The sequence below is a fragment of the Pseudomonas sp. IT-P12 genome (assembly GCF_949767465.1).
Taxonomy (GTDB): domain Bacteria; phylum Pseudomonadota; class Gammaproteobacteria; order Pseudomonadales; family Pseudomonadaceae; genus Aquipseudomonas.
In genome coordinates, this window is the sequence record NZ_CATKPY010000021.1 from 1,116,286 (window position 1) to 1,138,427 (window position 22,142).

The 22,142-nt window shown below is 63.0% G+C and carries 20 protein-coding genes; 9 read left to right on the forward strand and 11 right to left on the reverse strand.

Features of this window, described 5'->3' with window-relative positions:
- Nucleotides 1-60: 60 nt before the first annotated feature.
- The 5 genes from ACM6IM_RS14165 to ACM6IM_RS14185 form a co-directional block, all read right to left on the reverse strand.
- Nucleotides 61-1,218, reverse strand: a complete 1,158-nt coding sequence (locus ACM6IM_RS14165) for a phospholipase D-like domain-containing protein (RefSeq protein ID WP_201196532.1) — start codon at nt 1,216-1,218, stop codon at nt 61-63.
- A 1-nt stretch (nt 1,219) separates the two neighbouring features.
- On the reverse strand, nt 1,220-1,810 hold the full coding sequence (locus ACM6IM_RS14170) for a YceI family protein (protein ID WP_414865440.1): 591 nt from the start codon (nt 1,808-1,810) through the stop codon (nt 1,220-1,222).
- A gap of 90 nt (nt 1,811-1,900) precedes the next feature.
- On the reverse strand, nt 1,901-2,230 hold the full coding sequence (locus ACM6IM_RS14175) for an amidase (RefSeq protein ID WP_201196538.1): 330 nt from the start codon (nt 2,228-2,230) through the stop codon (nt 1,901-1,903).
- Nucleotides 2,227-3,321, reverse strand: a complete 1,095-nt coding sequence (locus tag ACM6IM_RS14180; protein ID WP_414865441.1) for a serine hydrolase domain-containing protein — start codon at nt 3,319-3,321, stop codon at nt 2,227-2,229. The genes ACM6IM_RS14175 and ACM6IM_RS14180 overlap by 4 nt, the downstream gene beginning before the upstream one ends.
- Nucleotides 3,322-3,498: 177 nt before the next feature.
- Nucleotides 3,499-4,377, reverse strand: a complete 879-nt coding sequence (locus tag ACM6IM_RS14185) for an acyl-CoA dehydrogenase family protein (protein ID WP_414865442.1) — start codon at nt 4,375-4,377, stop codon at nt 3,499-3,501.
- Between the two features lie 155 nt (nt 4,378-4,532).
- Between ACM6IM_RS14185 and olsB the strand changes: the two genes are divergently transcribed.
- On the forward strand, nt 4,533-5,288 hold the full coding sequence (olsB, locus tag ACM6IM_RS14190) for an L-ornithine N(alpha)-acyltransferase (RefSeq protein WP_192302384.1): 756 nt from the start codon (nt 4,533-4,535) through the stop codon (nt 5,286-5,288).
- Nucleotides 5,288-6,079, forward strand: a complete 792-nt coding sequence (locus tag ACM6IM_RS14195; RefSeq protein WP_414865443.1) for a lysophospholipid acyltransferase family protein — start codon at nt 5,288-5,290, stop codon at nt 6,077-6,079. Before olsB ends, ACM6IM_RS14195 begins: the two co-directional genes overlap by 1 nt.
- Nucleotides 6,080-6,203: 124 nt before the next feature.
- Here the strand turns inward: ACM6IM_RS14195 and ACM6IM_RS14200 are convergent, their stop codons facing one another.
- Complete coding sequence (locus ACM6IM_RS14200) at nt 6,204-6,782, reverse strand: ACP phosphodiesterase (RefSeq protein WP_201196547.1); 579 nt, start codon at nt 6,780-6,782, stop codon at nt 6,204-6,206.
- Nucleotides 6,783-6,939: 157 nt separating this feature from the next.
- On the opposite strand from ACM6IM_RS14200, the gene ACM6IM_RS14205 reads away from it, so the two are divergent.
- The 3 genes from ACM6IM_RS14205 to ACM6IM_RS14215 are packed head-to-tail and all read left to right on the forward strand — an operon-like array spanning nt 6,940 to nt 9,500.
- Nucleotides 6,940-7,260 (forward strand): ArsR/SmtB family transcription factor, encoded by a 321-nt coding sequence (locus ACM6IM_RS14205; protein WP_414865444.1) that lies wholly within the window; start codon nt 6,940-6,942, stop codon nt 7,258-7,260.
- 2 nt (nt 7,261-7,262) lie between these two features.
- Nucleotides 7,263-8,429, forward strand: coding sequence for an MFS transporter (locus ACM6IM_RS14210; RefSeq protein ID WP_192302388.1), 1,167 nt, complete (start codon nt 7,263-7,265; stop codon nt 8,427-8,429).
- A 21-nt stretch (nt 8,430-8,450) separates the two neighbouring features.
- Nucleotides 8,451-9,500 carry an alkene reductase gene (locus tag ACM6IM_RS14215; protein WP_414865445.1) on the forward strand — a complete coding sequence of 350 codons (1,050 nt, stop codon included), beginning with the start codon at nt 8,451-8,453 and terminating at the stop codon, nt 9,498-9,500.
- A gap of 244 nt (nt 9,501-9,744) precedes the next feature.
- On the opposite strand, the gene emhR is transcribed toward ACM6IM_RS14215, so the two are convergent.
- Nucleotides 9,745-10,377 carry an efflux system transcriptional repressor EmhR gene (emhR, locus tag ACM6IM_RS14220; RefSeq protein WP_414865446.1) on the reverse strand — a complete coding sequence of 211 codons (633 nt, stop codon included), beginning with the start codon at nt 10,375-10,377 and terminating at the stop codon, nt 9,745-9,747.
- Between the two features lie 266 nt (nt 10,378-10,643).
- Between emhR and emhA the strand changes: the two genes are divergently transcribed.
- The 4 genes from emhA (at nt 10,644) to ACM6IM_RS14240 (ending at nt 17,993) form a co-directional block, all read left to right on the forward strand.
- On the forward strand, nt 10,644-11,801 hold the full coding sequence (emhA, locus tag ACM6IM_RS14225) for an efflux RND transporter periplasmic adaptor subunit EmhA (RefSeq protein WP_192302391.1): 1,158 nt from the start codon (nt 10,644-10,646) through the stop codon (nt 11,799-11,801).
- Between the two features lie 3 nt (nt 11,802-11,804).
- Entirely contained in the window at nt 11,805-14,969 is a 3,165-nt protein-coding gene (gene emhB, locus ACM6IM_RS14230; protein ID WP_192302392.1) for an efflux RND transporter permease subunit EmhB, read from the forward strand.
- Nucleotides 14,966-16,426 (forward strand): efflux RND transporter outer membrane subunit EmhC, encoded by a 1,461-nt coding sequence (gene emhC / locus ACM6IM_RS14235; RefSeq protein WP_414865447.1) that lies wholly within the window; start codon nt 14,966-14,968, stop codon nt 16,424-16,426. The genes emhB and emhC overlap by 4 nt, the downstream gene beginning before the upstream one ends.
- Nucleotides 16,427-16,742: 316 nt before the next feature.
- A complete protein-coding gene (locus ACM6IM_RS14240; RefSeq protein ID WP_414865448.1) occupies nt 16,743-17,993 on the forward strand; it encodes an OprD family porin in 1,251 nt (416 codons plus the stop codon).
- Between the two features lie 143 nt (nt 17,994-18,136).
- Here the strand turns inward: ACM6IM_RS14240 and pcaC are convergent, their stop codons facing one another.
- Genes pcaC through ACM6IM_RS14260 form a run of 4 tightly spaced genes read right to left on the reverse strand, consistent with a single transcriptional unit; the run spans nt 18,137 to nt 22,057 of the window.
- Nucleotides 18,137-18,529, reverse strand: coding sequence for a 4-carboxymuconolactone decarboxylase (pcaC, locus tag ACM6IM_RS14245; RefSeq protein WP_034146727.1), 393 nt, complete (start codon nt 18,527-18,529; stop codon nt 18,137-18,139).
- Nucleotides 18,530-18,539: 10 nt separating this feature from the next.
- Complete coding sequence (gene pcaD, locus ACM6IM_RS14250; RefSeq protein ID WP_192302396.1) at nt 18,540-19,331, reverse strand: 3-oxoadipate enol-lactonase; 792 nt, start codon at nt 19,329-19,331, stop codon at nt 18,540-18,542.
- An 11-nt stretch (nt 19,332-19,342) separates the two neighbouring features.
- Nucleotides 19,343-20,707 carry a 3-carboxy-cis,cis-muconate cycloisomerase gene (locus ACM6IM_RS14255; RefSeq protein ID WP_414865449.1) on the reverse strand — a complete coding sequence of 455 codons (1,365 nt, stop codon included), beginning with the start codon at nt 20,705-20,707 and terminating at the stop codon, nt 19,343-19,345.
- Between the two features lie 45 nt (nt 20,708-20,752).
- Nucleotides 20,753-22,057 carry an MFS family transporter gene (locus ACM6IM_RS14260; RefSeq protein WP_414865450.1) on the reverse strand — a complete coding sequence of 435 codons (1,305 nt, stop codon included), beginning with the start codon at nt 22,055-22,057 and terminating at the stop codon, nt 20,753-20,755.
- Nucleotides 22,058-22,142 lie beyond the last annotated feature (85 nt).

The following is a 22,142-nucleotide window of genomic DNA, read 5'->3' on the forward strand; positions in this document are numbered from 1 at the left end:
TATCGCGAGCAGGCTCGCTCCCACAGTCATTTTATCCCTCTCCGGTTGTGGCGGGGACGGCTAGCCGCGCCGATCCAGCAGGTTCACCACCACCCGATCCACCCATCCCCAGATCCTCTGCTTGACCCGCCGCCACAATGGCCGGCGCTTCCAGGCTTCCAGACTGACTTCCTGGCTCAACGCGAAATCCTGCTCGAAACTGGCCACCACCGCCCGGGTCAGGCTCGGGTCCAGCGCTTCGAGGTTGGCTTCGAGGTTGAAGCGCAGGTTCCAGTGATCGAAGTTGCACGAACCGATGCTGACCCAGTCATCGACCAGCACCATTTTCAGGTGCAGGAAACACGGCTGGTACTCGAATATTTTGACCCCGGCCCTGAGCAGGCGCGGGTAATAGCGATGCCCGGCGTAGCGCACCGACGGGTGATCGGTGCGCGGACCGGTCAGCAACAGCCGTACATCGACCCCGCGACCGGCCGCCCGGCGCAGTGAGCGACGCACTTTCCAGGTCGGCAGGAAGTACGGCGTGGCCAGCCAGATCCGGCGCTGGCCGCTGTTCAGCGCGCGCACCAGCGATTGCAGGATGTCACGGTGCTGACGCGCATCGGCGTAGGCCACGCGCCCCATACCCTCGCCCGTGGACGGCAGGCGCGGCAGTCGCGGCAAGCCGAAATGCGCGGCGGGTTTCCAGGCGCGCCGGTGACGGTTGGCGATCCACTGGCGATCGAACAGCAACTGCCAGTCGATCACCAGCGGGCCGGTGATTTCCACCATCACTTCATGCCATTGGCTGGTGTTTTCACTCGGCGACCAGAACTCATCGGTGACCCCGGTCCCGCCCACCACCGCCAGGCTTTGATCGACCAGCAACAGCTTGCGGTGATCGCGATAGAAGTTACCCACCCAGCGCCGCCAGCTCAGGCGATTGTAGAACCGCAGTTCCACCCCCGCCGCCATCAGCCGCTGCCGCAAGGTCAGGGTAAACGCCAGGCTGCCGTAATCGTCGAACAGGCAGCGCACCCGCACGCCACGCTCCGCCGCCTGGACCAAGGCCTGGACCATGGCTTCGGCGCACTCGCCCGCTTCCACCAGATACAACTCCAGCTCGACCTGTTCCTCGGCCCGGGCAATCGCCACCAGCATCCGCGGGAAGAACTGCGGACCGTCGATCAACAGTTCGAAGTGATTGCCTTCACGCCAGGGAAAAATCGCGCCTTGCATGTCAGCGCGCCGTGAAAATCAGCACCGCACCCACCGGCACCGACAGGCTGATGGCCGATAAACCGGCGGTCTTGCGCAATGCATCCAGGCCCGGCGCCAGATCGAAGTCCGCCGCATTGATCACCAGCGGTTCCAGGGTCACCACCTGAAAACGCCGGTCGTCGAGGCGGGTGGCCAGCAGTTCGGCGTTGTATTGATGCTGTTTGCCGTGGAGATTGACGGTGACCGGCAAGCGCAGTTCCAGTTGCGCGCCGGAGGCCAGATCGTTGATCGGGCGCAAATCGATCTGCGCGGAAATCAGCGCTTCGGGGAAGCGCTCGATCTCGAACAAATCCTTGCGCATGCGCTCGTCGCGCAGGGGGATGCCGCTGTAGATCGAATCCAGCTCGACCTCGACCTCAGCCAGCCCCTTGGGGCTGACCTTGCCATGCAGCACCAGAAAACGCTGCACCTCGGCAACGTTGGCGTTTTTGGTACTGACGAACGACAGCCGCGAGGACTCGCCGTCCAGGTACCAATTGGCCTGGGCCGAGCACGTGGCTCCTGCCAACAGCACAGCGGCGAGGGTTTTGGAGAGGGACCGTTTGCACATAGAGACTCGTGGGGCAGATAAACCTGCACGAACCTTAACCGCCCGCGAGCCCGTTGCAAACCGCCAGCCGTTACCGCGGGTATCGAGTCTTCAGGGATTCAAGCGACAACCCCGGCGCTCGCCGAGCCATTGCGCAGTGTGACTGCGTCCCAGGCCGCTCACCGACACGCGCTGTTGAACGGGGTCATCGTGGAAATCGCTGACGGGCAGCCACTGCTTCACATAACCGCGGCAATACCCGGCATCGTTGTTCATCACATAGCGGCACGAGCAGTATTCCTTGGCGGTGTAGGCGCTGATGATATCGGGGAAGGCCCACAGCGCCACGCGCTCCTGCCAGATCCAGCCGAACAGGGCGAACAGCAGGATCAGCCCCAGTGTGGCAACTGGGTGACGGCGCACAAAATGACGGCGCGTCATGGCCGTGCCGCCCCGGCGAATGCCTGGCGGGTCAGCTTCAACAGCTCGTTGTGACGATAACTGCCGTCGCGATCATCGCCGTAGCGCACGATCACCAACTGTTCGCCGGGGATCACGTACAAGGCCTGGCCCCAATGGCCCAGTGCGGCGAACGTGTCGGCCGGGGCGTCGGGCCAGGGACGGGACGCGCCGTCCGCCGCGCGATTGAGCCACCAGTGACCACCTGGCACCGCTTCGTCCTGATGGGCCCGGTAGCGCTCGAACGGTTGGCGGTTGAAGGTCACCCACTCCCTGGGCAGCAATTGCCGGTCGCCCCAACGACCGTCGCGAGCCATCAACAGACCGACCCGCGCCAGGTCCCGCGCGGTGAGGTAGGCATAGGACGAAGCGACGAAGGTGCCGCTAGCGTCGGTTTCCCAGATCGCATGACGAATGCCCAGCGGCTCGAACAGGGCGCTCCAGGGATAGTCCGGATAACGCGCCGGGCCGACGATGTTTTTCAGCGCGGCGGACAGCAGGTTGCTGTCGCCGCTGGAATAGCGAAAGGCCTGACCGGGTTTGGCGTAGTCGGCGTGACCGGCGGTGAACCCGGCCATGTCGTGCTGGCCCCGGGTATAGAGCATCGCCACCACCGAAGACTTCAACGGCGCGTATTCGTAGTCCTCCTGCCAGTCCAGGCCCGAGGCCCAGTGCAGCAGGTCGGCCAGGGTCATCGCCGGGCGGCTGGCCAATGCCGGGTAGAACTTCGCCACGGGATCCTCCAGCTTGAACAGGCTCTCGCCATAGGCCACGCCGAGCACCGTGGCCATCAGGCTCTTGCTGATCGACCAGGTCAGGTGCGGGGTGTCGACGGTGGTCGGGCCGGCGTAGCGTTCGTAGATCAACTGGCCGTCGCGGATCACCAGCAAGGCGTCGGTGCGGATGCCTGTGCGGTGTGCGTCGTCACGGGGCGGGAAGGCGTAGGCTTCAAGCGCCTGGAGGGCCGGGCCGGCCGGAGCCGGCACGGTGGACCATTGCTCGCCGGGCCAGGTGTCGGCGTGGACCGTGAGGCTCAGTAGCAGCAGGACAATCAGGGACACGCCTTTGAACATGGCGGGGGCTCTGGGGAATGGGCGGGGTGAGGTTAGCTGAGGTTGATGACAGTTTCGGAATGTGTATGTGTATGTGTGTAGTTCATCCCGCCGCCATCGCGAGCAGGCTCGCTCCCACATGGAGTAGGTGGCGTACACAAGTCATTGTGGGAGCGAGCCTGCTCGCGATGGAGCCCTTCAGGTCAAGGCGAGTGCCTTGGCCAACCGTTTGGCTCTGGCCCCCGCCGCCAGGTCCATCACCGCCCGATCGCGCTGCCACATCGTCGCCCACTGCGGCGGTCCATCGGCCAGTGCCTGCTCAAGCTCAGCCTTGAGCCCGTCGAACTGCGCAAACAACCCGCCCAGCAAGACATGCCCGGACGGGTTGTTCGGCGCCTGGCGGCTGACTTCCGCACAGCCGGCCAGCAACGCCAGCAGACGCAGTTGCAAGGTCTGCGGCCAATTGCAGTCCTGGCCGACACCATACAGCCAGGCGCCCATGGCGCTCAGCACATAGAGATCTTCGAGGGTGCGGAACGGTTTGACGTACGCGTCCCAGCCATCCCCCGCGAGCAATTCACACAGCGCATTGTCCAGGACCAGACGCCCGTGGCTGAGGTCCGGCATCAGCGGCATGGGCGGCAGTGTTTCCACGTGCACGCCGGGCTCGCCGGGGTAGACCACTGCCAGACTCAGGCGCGGATCGGTGCCGGGCGCTTCGCTGCGGGCGGCGACCAGCAGCCAGTCGGCAGCATCGCCAGCGGTGACGAAATCCTTGCGCCCACTCAGGCGCAGGTCGTTCAACCGGGTCTGCATGTCCGCCGCCCGCAGGCTGCGCTGCTCGGTGGCACACAACGCGCCCAGGCTGAGCGGCGCGCTGGGCCAGAGCATGCGCAACGCCGCCTGATAACCCACCAGGAACGCCAGCCCCGGGGTCGCCATCAGGCGCCCGCCGGCCACCGCCAGCTCGAACGGCGTGACCGTCCCCAACTCACGCAACAAGGCCGCGAACCCCTCCCCCGGGTCCGGCTGGGCAGGCAAGCGATCACGGCGTTGCAACAGGGTATGCCAGGGCATGGGAGGCTCCTCAAGGGCTGTCATATAAGCATCACCAAAGCTTAACGGCGATGACACCGGGGCTACATAGCCTGACTTTGCACAACAAGGCTGGATAAAGAAAGTCGATCCGCTGTAACCCAAAGACGGGTGAGCAGCCCGCACGGAGAATCGCCATGACTCAGATCGCCCGCATCAGCGACACCGGCAATGAACGCCGCCTGCAAGCCGAACGCCTGGTCGGCGCCCACGCCCTGCAGGAGGCCCAGGCCTTGCGCTTCAACGTGTTCAGCGGCGAATTCGACGCCAAGCTCAAAGGCGCGGAGCTGGGGCTGGACATGGATGACTATGACGTTCACTGCGCCCACATCGGCGTGCGCGACCTGAATACCGGACGCCTGGTGGCGACCACCCGCCTGCTCGACCACACGGCCGCCAGCAGCCTGGGCAAGTTTTACAGCGAAGAAGAATTCAGCCTGCACGGCCTGGTCCACCTCAAGGGCCCGATTCTGGAAATCGGTCGCACCTGCGTCGACCCGGCCTATCGCAACGGCGGCACCATCGCCGTGCTCTGGGGGGAACTGGCCGAAGTGCTAAACCAGGGTGGCTACAGTTACCTGATGGGGTGCGCGAGCATCCCGATGCAGGACGGCGGCGTCCAGGCCCATGCGATCATGCAGCGCCTGCGCGAGCGCTACCTGTGCACCGAACACCTGCGGGCCGAACCGAAAAAGCCGTTGCCGGCCCTGGACATCCCTTCCAACGTCATCGCCGAAATGCCGCCGCTGCTCAAGGCCTACATGCGCCTGGGCGCGAAAATCTGCGGCGAGCCCTGCTGGGACGAAGACTTCCAGGTCGCCGACGTGTTCATCCTGCTCAAGCGCGACGAACTCTGCCCGCGCTATGCCAAGCACTTCAAGGCGGCGGTGTAATGAGCCGCCTGCGGGTGTACGCGCGGGTCGCGCGAGTCCTGGCGGTGGTGACACTGGGGTTGGCCATGGCCAGTGTCTTTGATGTGTTCGAGCGTCTGGGCATGGCTCATTCGATGGCCCGTCGGCAGCGCTGGTCGCGTTTTTTCATGGCCCGCCTGACCAACGCCCTGCCCTTTCGCGTGACCGTACACGGTGAACTGCCGAAGGAATCGATGCTCTGGGTCAGCAATCACGTGTCCTGGACCGACATTCCACTGCTGGGCATGCTCACGCCGCTGTCGTTCCTGTCCAAGGCCGAAGTGCGCACCTGGCCCGTGGCGGGCTGGCTGGCGGCCAAGGCCGGCAGTCTGTTCATCCGTCGCGGTTCGGGCGACAGCCAGTTGATCCGCAAGCAGATGACCCGGCACCTCGAACACGCCCATCCGCTGCTGATGTTTCCGGAGGGCACCACCACCGACGGACGTTCGTTGCGCACTTTCCATGGCCGGCTGCTGTCGGCGGCCATCGATTCCCAGGTGAAGCTGCAACCCGTGGCCATCCGTTATCTGCGCGAAGGTCACGTGTGCTCGCTGGCGCCGTTCATTGGTGACGATGACTTGCTGTCGCACCTGATGCGCCTGTTCGCCAACGACCGTGGCGACGTGGAGATTCACCTGCTCAAGCCGATTGTCTGCGAAGGCCGGGAGCGCGCGGTACTGGCGTTCGAGGCGCAGCAGGCGGTGCAGAAGGCATTGTTCGGCGCGACGGCGGAACACCAGCCAGCGCCAATGCGGCCGGCGATTGCGGCTTGAAGCATCGAGCCGGGAAAATGCAAAACCCTGTGGGGGCGAGCCTGCTCGCGATGACGGTCCAACATTCAACAATGATGTTGAATCAGAGGATGTCATCGCGAGCAGGCTCGCTCCCACAAGGCATTCAGAGCGTCTCAGGGCTTTGCGCAAACAGCTGCAACTGTGGATAAAACAACCTGAAGTCTTCACTGAGCGGCTCATACAGCGCGCGCAACTCCTGCATCGCCCCCGCCAGTTCCTCAGGCCTGCTCAGGCGCCTCGAAATACCCCGCAGCACCTGTTCCAGCACGTCGAACTCGCGGTAAGAACCCAACCAGTCGTCCGCCACCATATAAGGTGCGATCCGCGCCAGGCGGTCCGGCAGTTGCGGCTCACTGGACAGCGCCCGATACACGTCGGAGGTGAACACCTCCAGCGGCCGGTCGGCGTACAGCGCCCAGTCCCGGGCCAGGCAGTGGTCGAAAAACACATCCAGCACAATCCCGGCGTAGCGCCGACGGGTCAGTGAAAAGCGCGACAGCGCCACATCCACCAGCGGATGGCGATCGGTAAATACGTCGATACGACGATGCAGCTGGATGGCGGCTTCGACCTCCGGGGCAAACTGACCTTGCAGCCGTCCCTTGACGAAATCGCCATACAGGCTGCCGAGCAATTGACCGGGACGCTGGCCACCGAGGTGCAGATGTGCGAGATAGTTCATGCCGCGCAGTCTAGCACTGCCGCACTCGTATCGTTATAACCCGATATACCGATTTATGCGGTTGTCAGAGCAAAATCATATTGGTATATCGCGAAGTACCGATTTAAAGTTCGCCTCATCGCGATATAGCGTTTTACTCATCACGAGCCCAAATACCATGACCATCGACCTCGACGAAATAATAAAAGCCCTGGCACACCCAGTACGCCGAGACATCCTCACCTGGCTGAAAGACCCCAAGGTCCAGTTCCCGGAACAGATCCACAACCACGAGCACGGCATTTGTGCCGGGCAGATCGATCAACGCTGCGGCCTGTCGCAGTCGACCGTATCGGCCCATTTGGCGACGTTGCAACGTGCGGGTCTGATCAGCAGCCAGAAAGCCGGTCAATGGCACTTTTTCAAACGCAACGAGGACGTGATTCAGGCGTTCCTCGACGCCATCGTCAAGGAGCTCAGCGCTCCGGCAAGGAATTAAACATGCCCCTCTCGCTACTCATTCTGGCCCTGAGCGCCTTCGCCATCGGCACCACTGAATTCGTCATCATGGGCCTGTTGCCCGATGTGGCGGCCGACCTCGGTGTGTCGATCCCCGGTGCCGGCTGGCTGGTGACCGGCTACGCACTGGGTGTGGCCATCGGTGCACCGTTCATGGCCCTGGCCACCGCGAAGCTGCCGCGCAAGGCCGCACTGGTAGCGTTGATGGGCATTTTCATCATTGGCAACCTGTTGTGTGCCCTGGCCAGCGACTACAACGTGCTGATGTTTGCCCGGGTGATCACCGCCCTGTGTCACGGCGCCTTCTTTGGTATCGGTTCGGTGGTGGCGGCCAACCTGGTGCCCGCCAACAAGCGTGCGTCGGCGGTGGCGCTGATGTTCACCGGCCTGACCCTGGCCAACGTCCTTGGCGTGCCACTGGGCACCGCGCTCGGTCAGCAAGCCGGCTGGCGCTCGACCTTCTGGGCGGTGACCGTGATCGGCGTGGTGGCACTGATCGGCCTGATCCGCTTCCTGCCGGCCAAGCGCGATGAAGAAAAACTCGACATGCGCTCCGAACTGCGAGCCCTCAAAGGCGCCGGCATCTGGCTGTCGCTGAGCATGACCGCACTGTTCGCCGCGTCGGTCTTCACCCTGTTCACCTACGTCGCACCGCTGCTGGGCGAAGTCACCGGTGTCTCGCCACGCGGCGTGACCTGGACCCTGATGCTCATCGGCCTGGGCCTGACCGTCGGCAACATCATCGGCGGCAAGCTGGCGGACAAGGGCCTGGCGGCCACGCTGATCGGCGTGTTCATTGCCATGGCCGTGGTGTCCACCGTGCTGACCTGGACCAGCGTCGCGCTGATCCCGACCGAGATCACCCTGTTCCTCTGGGCCACCGCGTGTTTCGCCGCCGTGCCCGCCCTGCAAGTCAACGTGGTGACCTACGGCAAAGCCGCCCCGAACCTGGTCTCGACCCTGAACATCGGCGCCTTCAACGTCGGCAATGCCCTGGGCGCCTGGGTCGGCGGCAGCGTCATCGCCCACGGCTTCGGCCTGACCAGCGTGCCCCTCGCCGCAGCGGCACTGGCAGTGCTCGCCCTGCTCGTCACCCTGATCACTTTCCGCCAGAACGGTAACCCCGAGCTGGCTCCTGCTACCCACTGATATTTTCTTGAGGATATTGAAATGACCACTATTTTCGATCCGATCAAACTGGGCGACGTCGAGTTGGCCAACCGCATCATCATGGCGCCACTGACCCGCTGCCGTGCCGACGAAGGTCGCGTGCCCAACGCACTGATGGCCGAATACTACGTGCAGCGCGCCTCGGCCGGCCTGATCCTCAGCGAAGCGACTTCCGTGACGCCGATGGGCGTCGGCTACCCGGATACCCCGGGGATCTGGTCCAACGACCAGGTCCGTGGCTGGACCAACGTGACCAAGGCGATCCACGGCGCAGGCGGCAAGATTTTCCTGCAACTGTGGCACGTCGGCCGGGTGTCCCACCCGTCGTACCTGAACGGCGAAGCTCCGGTCGCACCGAGCGCTATCCAGCCCAAAGGTCACGTCAGCCTGGTGCGTCCGCTGGCCGACTACCCGACCCCACGCGCCCTGGAAACCGATGAAATCGCCGACATCATCGAGGCTTATCGCACCGGTGCCGAAAACGCCAAGGCCGCGGGCTTCGACGGCGTGGAAATCCACGGTGCCAACGGCTACCTGCTCGACCAGTTCCTGCAAAGCAGCACCAACCAGCGCACCGACCAGTACGGCGGCTCCCTGGAAAACCGCGCCCGCCTGTTGCTGGAAGTGACCGACGCTGCGATCGAAGTCTGGGGCGCCGGCCGTGTTGGCGTACACCTGGCACCGCGCGCCGACGCCCACGACATGGGCGACGACAACCTGGCCGAAACCTTCACCTACGTTGCCCGGGAACTGGGCAAACGCGGCATTGCGTTCATCTGCTCTCGCGAGAAAGAAGGCGCCGACAGCCTTGGCCCAACCCTGAAGGAAGCGTTCGGCGGCCCTTACATCGCCAACGAGCGTTTCACCAAGGACAGCGCCAACGCCTGGCTCGCCAGCGGCAAGGCTGATGCCGTGGCCTTCGGCATCCCGTTCATCGCCAACCCTGACCTGCCGGCGCGCCTGAAAGCCGATGCACCGCTGAACGAGCCGCGCCCGGAACTGTTCTACGGCAAGGGGCCGGTGGGCTACATCGACTATCCAACGCTGTAACCCTGCCTGCCTGAAACGCAAAAAGCCCCGGTTCGATAGCACCGGGGCTTTTTGTTATCGGGCACATCATGCTGGAGCAGCCGGCCGGGCCTCGATTGCTCGCGAGGGTCCTGCGCGCCCGGGATGATCGCGAGCAAGCTGACGCCTACCGGGACCAACACAAAAACCCTACAAAATACGTCGCTCACTGCCTGTCAACTTGGCGTTCAGCCGTATATAAAAGCACCCCATCACGAAACGTGTTTCATTTGCGCAGACTGGGGCTCAGGCGCAGCATGTCCAGCCCGGTATCGACCCAGCGCTCGGCCTCGGCGTGCAATTGAAAACTGTCGGGGGCCAGGAGCCACTGGTACAGGATGCCGTCGATGTAGGCATGCAGGCTGATCGCCGCCCGGGCCGTGTCGAGATTTTCCGGCAACTGCCCGCGATTCACCGCGTTACGCAAGGCCAGGCCGATGCGCACATTGCAATCGAGGCTCGCCTCCAGGCGTTGCTGGCGCAGATCGCACATTTCGTCGGTGAATTCGCACTTATGAAACAAAATCTCATTGATGCGGCGGGTTTTCGGGTCCAGTGCAACTTGATGAAACAAATGAATCAGCAATTTGCGCATGCAGCCCAACGGGTCGGGCTCCTCTTCGCTCTCACTGGCCTTGGCCATTTCGTCGAGCGGCTCGTGCAGCGTATCGAGCATGGCCTGCACCAGGTCCGCCTTGTTGCTGAAATGCCAGTAGATGGCGCCGCGCGTCACGCCGGCCAAGGTCGCGATGTCGGCCAGCGTGGTGCGCGCCACGCCCCGTTCGTAAAAGGCTTTCTCGGCCGCTTCGAGTATCTGGCTACGGGTTTCCTGGGCTTCCTCTTTGGTACGACGGACCATGGCAGTACAACCTCAATCAGGGTGCTTCAGCGATGTCTGAACAGGCGCTGAATAAAAGTGGGGCGGACGCTCTCGGGTGTCGTCCCCGGCCTACAATTCGAACCTTTGAAACGGCTTTTGTAACGGTGTGGGTACGCAGCCAAGGTATTTACAAACAACCATGAACGTAAGTATATTCCTTAGCAAGCTACTTATCCACCCGGCACTCTTTTTTTACCCTTTCACATTTCCTGTGCGCCATTGGCGCGCCTGACCCGAGGATTTTCATGCAATTCAAGCCAGCTGTTACCGCTCTGGTCGCCGCCGTCGCCCTTGCATCGCTGCTCAGCGGATGTAAAAAGGAAGAGGCGGCACCCGCCGCTCCACCGCCTCAGGTCGGCGTCGTCACCCTGCAACCCCAGGCCTTCACCCTGACCTCGGAGCTGCCGGGGCGCACCAGCGCCTATCGCATTGCCGAAGTGCGTCCTCAGGTCAACGGCATCATTCTCAAGCGTCTGTTCAAGGAAGGCGCCGACGTCAAGGCCGGCCAGCAGCTGTATCAGATCGATCCAGCGGTGTATGAAGCCACGCTGAAAAGCGCCGAAGCCAACCTGCAACAGACCAAATCGATCTCCGATCGCTACAAGCAATTGGTCAACGAGCAGGCGGTCAGCCGCCAGGAATACGACACCGCCCAGGCCAACCGCCTGCAATCGGAAGCCGCCCTGCAAAGCGCTCAGATCAATGTGCGCTACACCAAGGTCTACGCGCCACTGACCGGTCGCATCGGCCGCTCCAGCGTGACGGAAGGCGCCCTGGTCACCAGCGGCCAGGCCGACGCGATGGCGGTGATCCAGCAACTGGACCCGATCTACGTCGACGTCACCCAGTCCTCGGTTGAACTGCTGCAACTGCGCCGCGAACTGGAAAGCGGTCGCCTGCAGAAATCCGGCGACAACGCGGCGGCGGTCAAGCTGACCCTCGAGGACGGCAGCCAGTACAAGCTGGACGGCAAGCTCGAATTCTCCGAAGTCTCGGTGGATCAGACCACCGGCTCCGTGACATTGCGTGCCGTGTTCCCGAACCCGGACCACACCCTGCTCCCTGGCATGTTCGTGCACGCCCAGTTGCAGGCCGGCGTGAACAGCGCGGCCATCCTGGCCCCGCAGCAGGGCGTGACCCGTGACCTCAAGGGCACCCCGACCGCCCTGGTCGTCGGTCCCGACAACAAGGTCGAGCTGCGTCAGCTCAAGGCCAGCCGCACCGTCGGCAGCCAGTGGCTGATCGAAGACGGTCTGAAAGCCGGCGACCGCCTGATCACCGAAGGCCTGCAATTCGTCAAGCCTGGCGTTGAAGTCAAGGCCACCGAGGCAACCAACGTCGGCGCGAAGAACCCGGCCCCCGCACAGGCAGCTGACAAGGCTTCCAGCGGCAAAGGGGAGTAAACCATGTCGAAATTCTTTATCGAACGACCGATTTTCGCCTGGGTGATTGCCCTGGTGATCATGCTGGTCGGCGCTCTGTCGATCCTCAAGTTGCCGATCAACCAGTACCCGAGCATCGCCCCTCCGGCCATCGCCATCTCGGTGACCTACCCGGGTGCCTCTGCACAAACCGTGCAGGACACCGTGGTGCAGGTCATCGAGCAGCAGCTCAACGGGATCGACAACCTGCGTTATGTGTCCTCGGAAAGTAACTCCGACGGCACCATGACCATCACCGCGACCTTCGAGCAAGGCACCAACTCCGATACCGCCCAGGTCCAGGTGCAGAACAAGCTGAACCTGGCCACCCCGCTGCTGCCGCAAGAAGTGCAGCAACAGGGTATCCGCGTGACCAAGGCGGTGAAGAACTTCCTGCTGGTGATCGGCGTGGTATCGCGCGACGGCAGCATGACCAAGGACGACCTGTCCAACTACATCGTGTCCAACATGCAGGACCCGATTTCGCGGACTGCCGGTGTCGGTGACTTCCAGGTGTTCGGTTCCCAGTACGCCATGCGCATCTGGCTCGATCCGGCCAAGTTGAACAAATTCAACCTGACCCCGATCGACGTCAAGACCGCCATCGCGGCGCAGAACGTCCAGGTGTCGTCCGGCCAGCTCGGCGGCTTGCCTGCCCTGCCCGGCACCCAGTTGAACGCGACGATCATCGGCAAGACCCGCCTGCAGACCGCCGAGCAGTTCGACAAGATCCTGCTCAAGGTCAACAAGGACGGTTCCCAGGTCCGCCTCAAGGACGTCGCTGACGTCGGCCTGGGCGGCGAGAACTACAGCATCAACGCCCAGTTCAACGGCGCGCCGGCCTCCGGTCTCGCGGTCAAGCTGGCCAACGGCGCCAACGCCCTGGACACGGCGAAAGCCCTGCGCACCACCATCAACAACCTGAAGCCGTTCTTCCCGCAAGGGATGGAAGTGGTATTCCCGTACGACACCACCCCGGTGGTGACCGAATCGATCAAGGGCGTGGTTGAAACCCTGGTCGAAGCGGTCGTGCTGGTGTTCCTGGTGATGTTCCTGTTCCTGCAGAACTTCCGCGCCACCGTCATCACCACGATGACCGTGCCCGTGGTACTGCTGGGTACATTCGGGATCCTCGCGGCAGCCGGTTTCAGCATCAACACCCTGACCATGTTCGGCATGGTGCTGGCCATCGGCTTGCTGGTGGACGACGCCATCGTCGTGGTGGAAAACGTCGAACGGGTGATGAGCGAGGAAGGCCTGTCACCCAAGGAAGCGACGAAGAAATCCATGGGCCAGATCCAGGGCGCCCTGGTCGGTATTGCCCTGGTGCTGTCGGCGGTGTTGCTGCCCATGGCGTTCTTCGGTGGTTCCACCGGTGTGATTTACAAGCAGTTCTCCATCACCATCGTCTCGGCCATGGCCCTGTCGGTCCTGGTGGCGCTGATCTTCACCCCGGCCCTGTGTGCCACCATGCTCAAGCCGATTCCCAAAGGCGAGCATGGCACGCCAAAACGCGGCTTCTTTGGCTGGTTCAACCGTAATTTCGATCGCAGCGTGCAAAGCTACGAGCGTGGCGTGGGCAATATCCTGCGTCACAAGGCGCCGTACCTGCTCGCCTACCTGATCATTTTCATCGGCATGATCTGGCTGTTCCTGCGCATTCCGTCCTCGTTCCTCCCCGAGGAAGACCAGGGCGTACTGTTTGCCCAGGTACAGACACCGGCCGGCTCCACGTCCCAACGCACGCAAGTGGTCGTGGACCAGATGCGTGAATACCTGCTGCGTCCGGCCAAGGACGGCGGTGAAGGCGATGCGGTGAACTCGGTGTTTACCGTGACCGGCTTCAACTTCGCCGGCCGTGGTCAGAGCTCGGGCATGGCGTTCATCATGATGAAGCCGTGGGACGAGCGTAACGCCGATAACAGCGTGTTCAAGGTCGCGGCCCGTGCCCAACAGCACTTCTTCACCTTCCGTGACGCCATGGTGTTCGCCTTTGCTCCGCCAGCCGTACTGGAGCTGGGTAACGCCACCGGTTTCGACGTGTTCCTGCAGGATCGCGCCGGCCTGGGCCACGAGAAGCTGATGGAGGCGCGCAACCAGTTCCTCGGCATGGCCGCGCAAAGCAAGGTGCTGGCGCAGGTGCGTCCGAACGGTCTGAACGACGAACCGCAATACCAGCTGGAAATCGATGACGAGAAGGCCAGTGCCCTGGGCATTACCATCGCCGACATCAACAACACCCTGTCGATTGCGCTGGGCAGTAGCTACGTCAACGACTTCATCGACCGTGGTCGGGTGAAGAAGGTGTACGTGCAAGGCCAGCCGGACTCGCGGATGAGCCCCGAAGACCTGCAAAAATGGTACGTGCGCAACAGCGCGGGGACCATGGTGCCGTTCTCGGCGTTCGCCAAGGGTGAGTGGATCTACGGTTCGCCGAAGCTGTCGCGCTACAACGGTGTGGAAGCGGTGGAAATCCTCGGCGCCCCGGCACCGGGTTACTCCACGGGTGAAGCCATGGCCGAAGTCGAGGCCCTCGCCAAGAAACTGCCGGCCGGCGTCGGTATTTCCTGGACCGGCCTGTCCTATGAAGAACGCCTGGCAGGTTCGCAGGCACCGGCGCTGTTCGCCCTGTCGTTGCTGATGGTGTTCCTGTGCCTGGCGGCGCTGTACGAAAGCTGGTCGATTCCGATCGCGGTGGTGCTGGTGGTACCGTTGGGGATCATCGGCGCCCTGCTGGCCACCAGCCTGCGCGGCCTGTCCAACGACGTGTACTTCCTGGTGGGCCTGTTGACGACCATCGGTCTGGCGGCGAAAAACGCCATCCTGATCGTCGAGTTCGCCAAGGAACTGCATGAGCAAGGGCGCAGCCTGAGCGAAGCCGCGATCGAAGCCTGCCGCATGCGTCTGCGCCCGATCATCATGACCTCGCTGGCGTTTATCCTCGGCGTTGTACCGCTGGCGATTTCCACCGGTGCAGGTTCAGGTAGTCAACATGCGATCGGTACCGTGGTAATTGGCGGTATGATCACCGCCACCGTACTGGCGATCTTCTGGGTCCCGTTGTTCTTCGTCGCCGTATCGTCCATGGGCCAGCGCAAGATTGCCGACCAGGACGATGCACATGAACCTTCCAAAGAGGCTGGCCAATGAGCAAGTCGCTACTCTCCATCGCAGTCGCCGCCTTCGTGCTGAGCGGCTGCTCGCTGATCCCTGACTACCAGCAGCCGCAAGCGCCGGTGGCAGCCCAGTACCCGCAGGGTCCGGCGTATTCGCCGGCCCAGGCACCTGCCCAGGCGGCCGCAGAGCAAGGCTGGAAGCAGTTTTTCCATGACCCGGCCCTGCAGCAGATGATCCAGGTCGCCCTGGAGAACAACCGTGACCTGCGTGTCGCGGCGCTGAACATCGATGCGTTCGCCGCGCAGTACCGCATCCAGCGTGCCGACCTGTACCCGGCCATTTCGGCCAACGGTACCGGCAGCCGCCAGCGGGTTCCGGCGGATGCCTCGCAGACCGGCCAGGCCGGGATCACCAGTTCCTACTCCGCCACCGTCGGCATCAGTGCCTATGAACTCGACCTGTTCGGTCGGGTTCGCAGCCTGAGCGAAGAAGCGCTGCAAAGATACTTCGCCACCGAAGAAGGCCGTCGCAGCACGCAGATCAGCCTGGTGGCCAGCGTGGCCAATGCCTACCTGACCTGGCAGGCCGACAAGGAACTGCTCAAGCTGACCCAGGACACCCTCGGTGCCTTCGAGGAGAGCTACAAGCTCACCTCACGCAGCAACGAAGTGGGGGTTGCCTCGGCGCTGGACCTGGCGCAGTCGCGGACCTCGGTGGAAAACGCCCGTGCGCAACTGGCCCGTTACACCCGCCAGGTCGCCCAGGATGAAAACAGCCTGGTGCTGCTGCTCGGCACCGGCATCCCGGCCAATCTGCAAGCCGCCAAGCCGCTGTCCGACGATCTGCTGAGCGATGTTCCGCCCGGCTTGCCGTCGGACCTGCTGCAACGCCGTCCGGACATCCTGCAGGCCGAATACAACCTGAAAGCGGCCAACGCCAACATTGGCGCGGCACGTGCGGCGTTCTTCCCCAGCATCAGCCTGACCGCCAACGCCGGGACCCTCAGCCCCGACCTGTCGGGCCTGTTCAAGGGCGGTTCGGGCACCTGGCTGTTCCAGCCGCAGATCAACCTGCCGATCTTCAACGCCGGCAGCCTGCGCGCCAGCCTGGATTACTCGAAAATCCAGAAGGACATCGGCGTGGCGAACTACGAGAAGTCCATTCAAACGGCCTTCCAGGAAGTCGCCGACGGCCTGGCCGCGCGCCAGACCTACACCGAGCAGTTGCAGGCGCAACGTGATTTCGTCAGTGCCAACCAGGACTACTACCGCCTGGCCGAGCGTCGTTATCGCATTGGGGTCGACAGCAACCTGACCTTCCTTGATGCCCAGCGTCAGCTGTTCAGCGCCCAACAGGCACTGATCACCGACCGCCTGGCACAGCTGACCAGTGCCGTGAACCTGTACAAGGCACTGGGCGGCGGCTGGAACGAGCAGACGGCAAAGGTCGAACCGCTGAAGGAAGAAGCACCGAAGATGCGGTTGTTCTGATTTTTGGCGCGACACAAGAAGCCCACCGTTTGGTGGGCTTTTTGTTTTCAGCGGGGAATCTCTACTGGCAGTGCCGGCGTCATCGTCGGAACGCCGCCCGGAGCAAACCCGCTCCCACAGTGACCCGGTTCCTTCAGGAGGAATGCGGTCGAATGTGGGAGCGGGCTTGCTCGCGATGAGGCCAGTCAATACATCACAAAAACCCTGATCAATATCAGTTCGATAATCGCCCAAAACCCACTTCCGCAGATTGAACCATCCAGTACATTCACAGCACCATCGGGCCCACAAAACCAATAACAACAGGCTCGAATCCATGACACTCGCAATCCGTCCCCACTACTTGATCGCCCTCGCCGTCGCCAGCACCACCCTCCCCGCATCAGCCGAAGAATCGGGTTTTGTCGAAGGCGCCAGGGTCAACCTGAACCTGCGCAACTTCTACATCAACCGCAACTTCACCAACCCCAGCAAAACCCAGGGCAAGGCCGAAGAGTGGACGCAAAGCTTCATCCTCGACGCCCGGTCCGGGTTTACCCAGGGCACGGTCGGGTTCGGCATGGACGTGCTGGGCCTGTACTCGGTGAAGCTCGATGGCGGCAAAGGCACCGGGGGCACGCAACTGCTGCCGCTGGACCACGATGGCCGTCCGGCGGACAACTTCGGTCGCACCAACGTGGCGTTCAAAGCCAGGTTGTCGCAGACCGAAGTGAAGGTCGGCGAATGGATGCCGGTGCTGCCGATCCTGCGTTCGGACGATGGCCGCTCGTTGCCGCAGACTTTTCGCGGCGGCCAGGTCACTTCGAAGGAAATTGCCGGCCTGACGCTCTACGGTGGTCAGTTCCGGCAGAACAGCCCGCGTGACGACAGCAGCATGAGCGACCTGTCGATGACCGGCAAAGCCGCGTTTACCTCGGACCGCTTCAACTTCCAGGGCGGTGAATACCTGTTCAACGAAAAACGCACGCAGGTTGCGTTGTGGAATGCCCAACTCAAGGACATCTACAGCCAGCAATACCTCAACCTGACCCACAGCCAGCCCGTCGGCGACTGGACCCTGGGCGCCAACCTCGGCTATTTCTACGGCAAGGAAGACGGCAGCGCCCGGGCCGGTGACCTGGACAACAAGACCTGGTCGGCCCTGCTCTCGGCCAAGTACGGCGGCCACACCTTCTACGTCGGCCTGCAAAAGCTCACCGGCGACAGCGCCTGGATGCGCGTCAATGGCACCAGCGGCGGCACACTGGCCAACGACAGCTACAACGCCAGCTACGACAACGCCAGGGAGAAATCCTGGCAGGTGCGTCACGACTACAACTTCGTGGCGCTGGGCATTCCCGGCCTGACCCTGATGAATCGCTACATCAGCGGCGATAACGTGCACACCGGCACCGTCACCGACGGCAAGGAATGGGGACGCGAAAGTGAACTGGGTTACACGGTACAGAGCGGTGCGCTGAAAGACCTGAACGTGAAATGGCGCAACTCGACCTTGCGCCGTGACTTCAGCAACAACGAGTTCGATGAGAACCGCTTGATTGTCAGCTACCCAATAAGCTTGCTGTAAACCTTGCAACCGCTATCGCGAGCAGGCTCGCTCCCACAGGGGATCTACGGTGAATACAAAGCCTGTGTCCGCATCGAACAACCTGTGGGAGCGAGACCGGCTTGCCGGCGATGGCGTCAGTAGCAACACACGAATCTCGGGATCTACTCCCGCGACTCGACCCCCAACTCATCCCAGACCGACTCGGCCAGGTGAAACGTCGCATTGGCCGCCGGAATGCCGCAGTAGATCGCGCTCTGCATGATCACTTCCTTGATTTCGCCACGGCTGACGCCATTGTTGGCGGCGGCGCGCAGGTGCAGCTTGAGTTCACCCTCGCGGTTCATGCCGATCAGCATGGCGATGGTGATCAGGCTGCGGGTATGGCGCGGCAAACCCGGACGGGTCCAGATGTCACCCCAGGCGTGGCGGGTGATCATTTCCTGGAACTCCGAGTTGAACTCGGTCAGCGTGGTCAGGCTGCGGTCGACATGGGCATCGCCGAGCACGGCGCGACGCACGTTCATGCCCTCGTCGTAACGTTGTTTCTCGTCCACAACAATCCCCTTAATCGGCCAACAGGAAGGCCAGCACCCGCGCGCTGAAATCAGCCCCGGCCTGGACATTGGACAGGTGCGCGGCATAAAACTCGGCGTACTCGGCGCCCGGCACGCGCTCCTCGATGAAGTGCCCACCGGACGGCGGCGTAACGGCGTCTTCAGTGCCGGCGATGACCAGCAGCGGCACCTTGATCGACGACAATTGCTCACGCAAATCGGCATCGCGCACGGCCGCGCAATTGGCGGCATAACCTTGCGGCGACGTGGCCGCGAGCATGTCGGTGATCTGCTTCGCCGCCGCCGGATTGGCCTGGGCAAAGTCCGGGGTGAACCAGCGCGCAATCGATGCATCGCGCAGCGCAACCATGGCGGCCGCGCCGTCGCGCAGCACGGTTTCGATCCGGGGGTTCCAGATCGACGGATCGCCGATCTTCGCCGCGGTGTTGCACACCACCAGTTTGTTCAGGCGCTGTCCGGCGTTGATCCCCAGCCACTGGCCAATCAGGCCGCCCATCGACAGACCACAGAAATGCACCCGTTCGATGTTCAACGCGTCCAGCAGCGCCAACACATCGGCGCCCAGTTGCTCGATGCTGTACGGCCCCGGTGTGACCAGCGACTGGCCGTGGCCACGGGTGTCGAAACGCAGCACGCGAAAGTGCCGGGTGAAGTCAGCCATCTGCGCATCCCACATGTGCAGGTTGGTGCCCAGCGAGTTGGACAGCACCAGCACCGGCGCCTCCACCGGCCCATCGAGTTGGTAATGCAGTTCGCCCTCGGCGAGTTGTACGAAAGCCACAGCAATCTCCTTCAGGCAGTCAACGCGGAATGTTCAGCCACCGCACGCTCGACCCAGACCTGGGCCTGACCGAGGTAGTGGGCGGGGTCCAGCAGGTCATCGAGCTCAGCCGCCGACAGTTCGGCAGTCACTTGCGGCTCGTCGCCGAGCACGGCGCGCAGGTGTCGTTGTTCGGCCACGGCGCGCTTGCAGCATTGCTCCAGCAGGTGGTGCGCGGTGTCGCGCCCGACGCGCTGGGCGAGGACGATGCTCACCGCTTCGGCCAGGACCAGGCCCCGGGTCAGGTCGAGGTTGCGCGCCATGCGCTCGGCGTCCACTTCCAGACCGGCCGCGAGCAACAGCGCCTGCTTGAGACTGCCGGACACCAGGCAGCAAATCTCCGGCAAGGTTTCCCACTCGGCGTGCCACAGGCCCAGGCTGCGTTCGTGCTCTTGCGGCATGGCGCTGAACAGGGTCGAGAGCAGGCCAGGCACCCGCGTTGCGGCGCCGATCAGCACCGCCGCCCCCACCGGGTTGCGTTTGTGCGGCATGGTCGAGGAACCACCCTTGCCCGGTGCCGAAGGTTCGAACACTTCGCCGGCTTCGGTCTGCATCAGCAGGCTGATGTCGCGTCCCAGTTTGCCGAGGCTGCCGGCGATCAAGCCCAGCACCGAGGCGAATTCCACCAGGCGGTCGCGCTGGGTGTGCCAAGGCTGCTCCGGCAGGCTCAGCTGCAACTCGTCCGCCAGCGCCTGGGCAACCGGCATGGCCTTCTCGCCCAGGGCCGCCAGGGTGCCGGACGCGCCGCCAAATTGCAGCACCAGCAGACGTGGCCTGAGCGCTTGCAGGCGTTGCCGGCTGCGGGTGACGGCACCCAGCCAGCCAGCGATCTTCATGCCCAGGGTGACCGGCGTCGCATGCTGCAACCAGGTGCGCCCGGCCAGCGGTGTGGCAACAAAGCGCGCGGCTTGCGTCGCCAGGGTTTCGCCCAGTTGCGCCAGATCGCCTTCGATCAGTTCCAGCGCACGACGCAGTTGCAGCACCAGGCCGGTGTCCATCACATCCTGGCTGGTCGCACCCAAGTGCACATAACGCTCGGCGTCGGCATCGCTGGCCGCAATCCGCTTGCCCAAGGCTTTCACCAACGGAATCGCCGAATTGCCCGCCGTGGCAATCGCCTCGCCAAGGGCGGCAAAGTCGTACTGCCCGGCCTGGCACGCGGCGTCGATGGACGCCACCGCCGCGTGCGGAATCAACCCGACCCGCGCCTCGGCCCGGGCCAGTGCCGATTCGAAATCGAGCATGGCCTGAACCCGGCCCTGATCGCAGAACACCTCACGCATATCGCGGGCAGTGAAATAGGCATCGAACAATTGATTGCCCGGTCGCTGGTTCATAAACAGTCCTTGAAAGCGTGGGCCGCAGCGGCCCACGCAGATGGATCAAAGGTCGTGGTGCAGATATTTCGCCTGTTTCGGCAGGCGCAGGCTGAACAGGAAAGCCACCGCCATCATCACCGTAACGTACCAGTAGAACGAGTTTTCCATGCCCCCGGCCTTCAGGCTCAGGGCGACGTACTCCGCCGAGCCGCCGAAGATCGCGTTGGCCACCGCATACGCCAGGCCAACACCCAGGGCGCGCACCTCGGGCGGAAACATCTCGGCTTTCACCAGACCGCTGATCGAGGTGTAGAAACTGACGATGGCCAGCGCCAGGGTGATCAGCACGAAAGCCAGGAACGGGCTGCTGATGCCTTTCAGGGTCAACAGAATCGGTACGGTAAACAGCGTGCCGAGGCTACCGAACCAGAGCATCGAGTTACGCCGGCCGATCTTGTCGGCGAGCATGCCGAAAAACGGCTGCATGCACATATAGAGGAACAGTGCGCCGGTCATGATGTAACTGGCGGTCTTGGCGTGCATGCCGGCGGTGTTCACCAGGTATTTCTGCATGTACGTGGTGAAGGTGTAGAAAATCAGCGAGCCACCGGCGGTGTAGCCCAACACGGTGATGAACGCGGCCTTGTGGTCACGGAACAGCGCCATGATGCTGCCGGCGTCCTTGTTCTCGCGCATCTCCTTGCTGGTGGTTTCCTTGAGCGAGCGACGCAGAAACAGCGAAATCAACGCAGCCACCGCACCGACCACGAACGGAATCCGCCAGCCGTAGGCACGCAACTCATCTTCGTTGAGAAACTGTTGCAGGATCACCACCAGCAACACCGCCAGCAGTTGCCCGCCGATCAGCGTCACATACTGGAACGAGGCGAAGAAACCGCGCTGGCCCTTGAGGGCCACTTCGCTCATGTAGGTGGCGGTGGTGCCGTACTCGCCGCCCACGGACAGACCCTGGAGCAAACGGGCGAACAGCAGCAGGACCGGGGCCCAGACGCCGATGTCCTTGTAAGTCGGCAGGCAGGCGATGAGCAAGGAGCCGAAGCACATCATCAGAATCGAAATCAGCATCGAATTCTTGCGCCCGTGCTTGTCGGCGACTCGGCCGAAAATCCAGCCGCCAATCGGTCGCATCAGGAACCCGGCGGCAAACACGCCGGCGGTGTTCACCAATTGCACCGTCGGGTTGTCCGAGGGGAAAAACGCCGGGGCGAAATAGATCGCGCAGAAGGCATAGACGTAGAAGTCGAACCATTCGACGAGGTTGCCCGACGAAGCACCGACAATCGCAAAGATCCGTTTGCTGCGCTCTTCGCCGGTGTAGTGCGCTGTAGTAGCGGAGGGAATGGTCATTGTTGTTTCACTCTTTGGGGACAGTGAAAGTCTAGACATACTTTGCAACAGTCCCGTTCCACAGATGGCTCAGCACCTACATTCC

Coding starts and splice junctions, on each gene's coding strand:
- ACM6IM_RS14255 (WP_414865449.1), bottom strand. CDS start 20,707: ATGAACCAGCGACCGGGCAATCAATTGTTCGATGCCTATTTCACTGCC.
- ACM6IM_RS14215 (WP_414865445.1), top strand. CDS start 8,451: ATGACCACTATTTTCGATCCGATCAAACTGGGCGACGTCGAGTTGGCC.
- ACM6IM_RS14200 (WP_201196547.1), bottom strand. CDS start 6,782: ATGAACTATCTCGCACATCTGCACCTCGGTGGCCAGCGTCCCGGTCAA.
- ACM6IM_RS14260 (WP_414865450.1), bottom strand. CDS start 22,057: ATGACCATTCCCTCCGCTACTACAGCGCACTACACCGGCGAAGAGCGC.
- ACM6IM_RS14170 (WP_414865440.1), bottom strand. CDS start 1,810: ATGTGCAAACGGTCCCTCTCCAAAACCCTCGCCGCTGTGCTGTTGGCA.
- ACM6IM_RS14240 (WP_414865448.1), top strand. CDS start 16,743: ATGACACTCGCAATCCGTCCCCACTACTTGATCGCCCTCGCCGTCGCC.
- ACM6IM_RS14185 (WP_414865442.1), bottom strand. CDS start 4,377: ATGCCCTGGCATACCCTGTTGCAACGCCGTGATCGCTTGCCTGCCCAG.
- olsB (WP_192302384.1), top strand. CDS start 4,533: ATGACTCAGATCGCCCGCATCAGCGACACCGGCAATGAACGCCGCCTG.
- emhB (WP_192302392.1), top strand. CDS start 11,805: ATGTCGAAATTCTTTATCGAACGACCGATTTTCGCCTGGGTGATTGCC.
- ACM6IM_RS14175 (WP_201196538.1), bottom strand. CDS start 2,230: ATGACGCGCCGTCATTTTGTGCGCCGTCACCCAGTTGCCACACTGGGG.
- ACM6IM_RS14195 (WP_414865443.1), top strand. CDS start 5,288: ATGAGCCGCCTGCGGGTGTACGCGCGGGTCGCGCGAGTCCTGGCGGTG.
- emhA (WP_192302391.1), top strand. CDS start 10,644: ATGCAATTCAAGCCAGCTGTTACCGCTCTGGTCGCCGCCGTCGCCCTT.
- emhC (WP_414865447.1), top strand. CDS start 14,966: ATGAGCAAGTCGCTACTCTCCATCGCAGTCGCCGCCTTCGTGCTGAGC.
- ACM6IM_RS14165 (WP_201196532.1), bottom strand. CDS start 1,218: ATGCAAGGCGCGATTTTTCCCTGGCGTGAAGGCAATCACTTCGAACTG.
- ACM6IM_RS14205 (WP_414865444.1), top strand. CDS start 6,940: ATGACCATCGACCTCGACGAAATAATAAAAGCCCTGGCACACCCAGTA.
- ACM6IM_RS14180 (WP_414865441.1), bottom strand. CDS start 3,321: ATGTTCAAAGGCGTGTCCCTGATTGTCCTGCTGCTACTGAGCCTCACG.
- emhR (WP_414865446.1), bottom strand. CDS start 10,377: ATGGTCCGTCGTACCAAAGAGGAAGCCCAGGAAACCCGTAGCCAGATA.
- ACM6IM_RS14210 (WP_192302388.1), top strand. CDS start 7,263: ATGCCCCTCTCGCTACTCATTCTGGCCCTGAGCGCCTTCGCCATCGGC.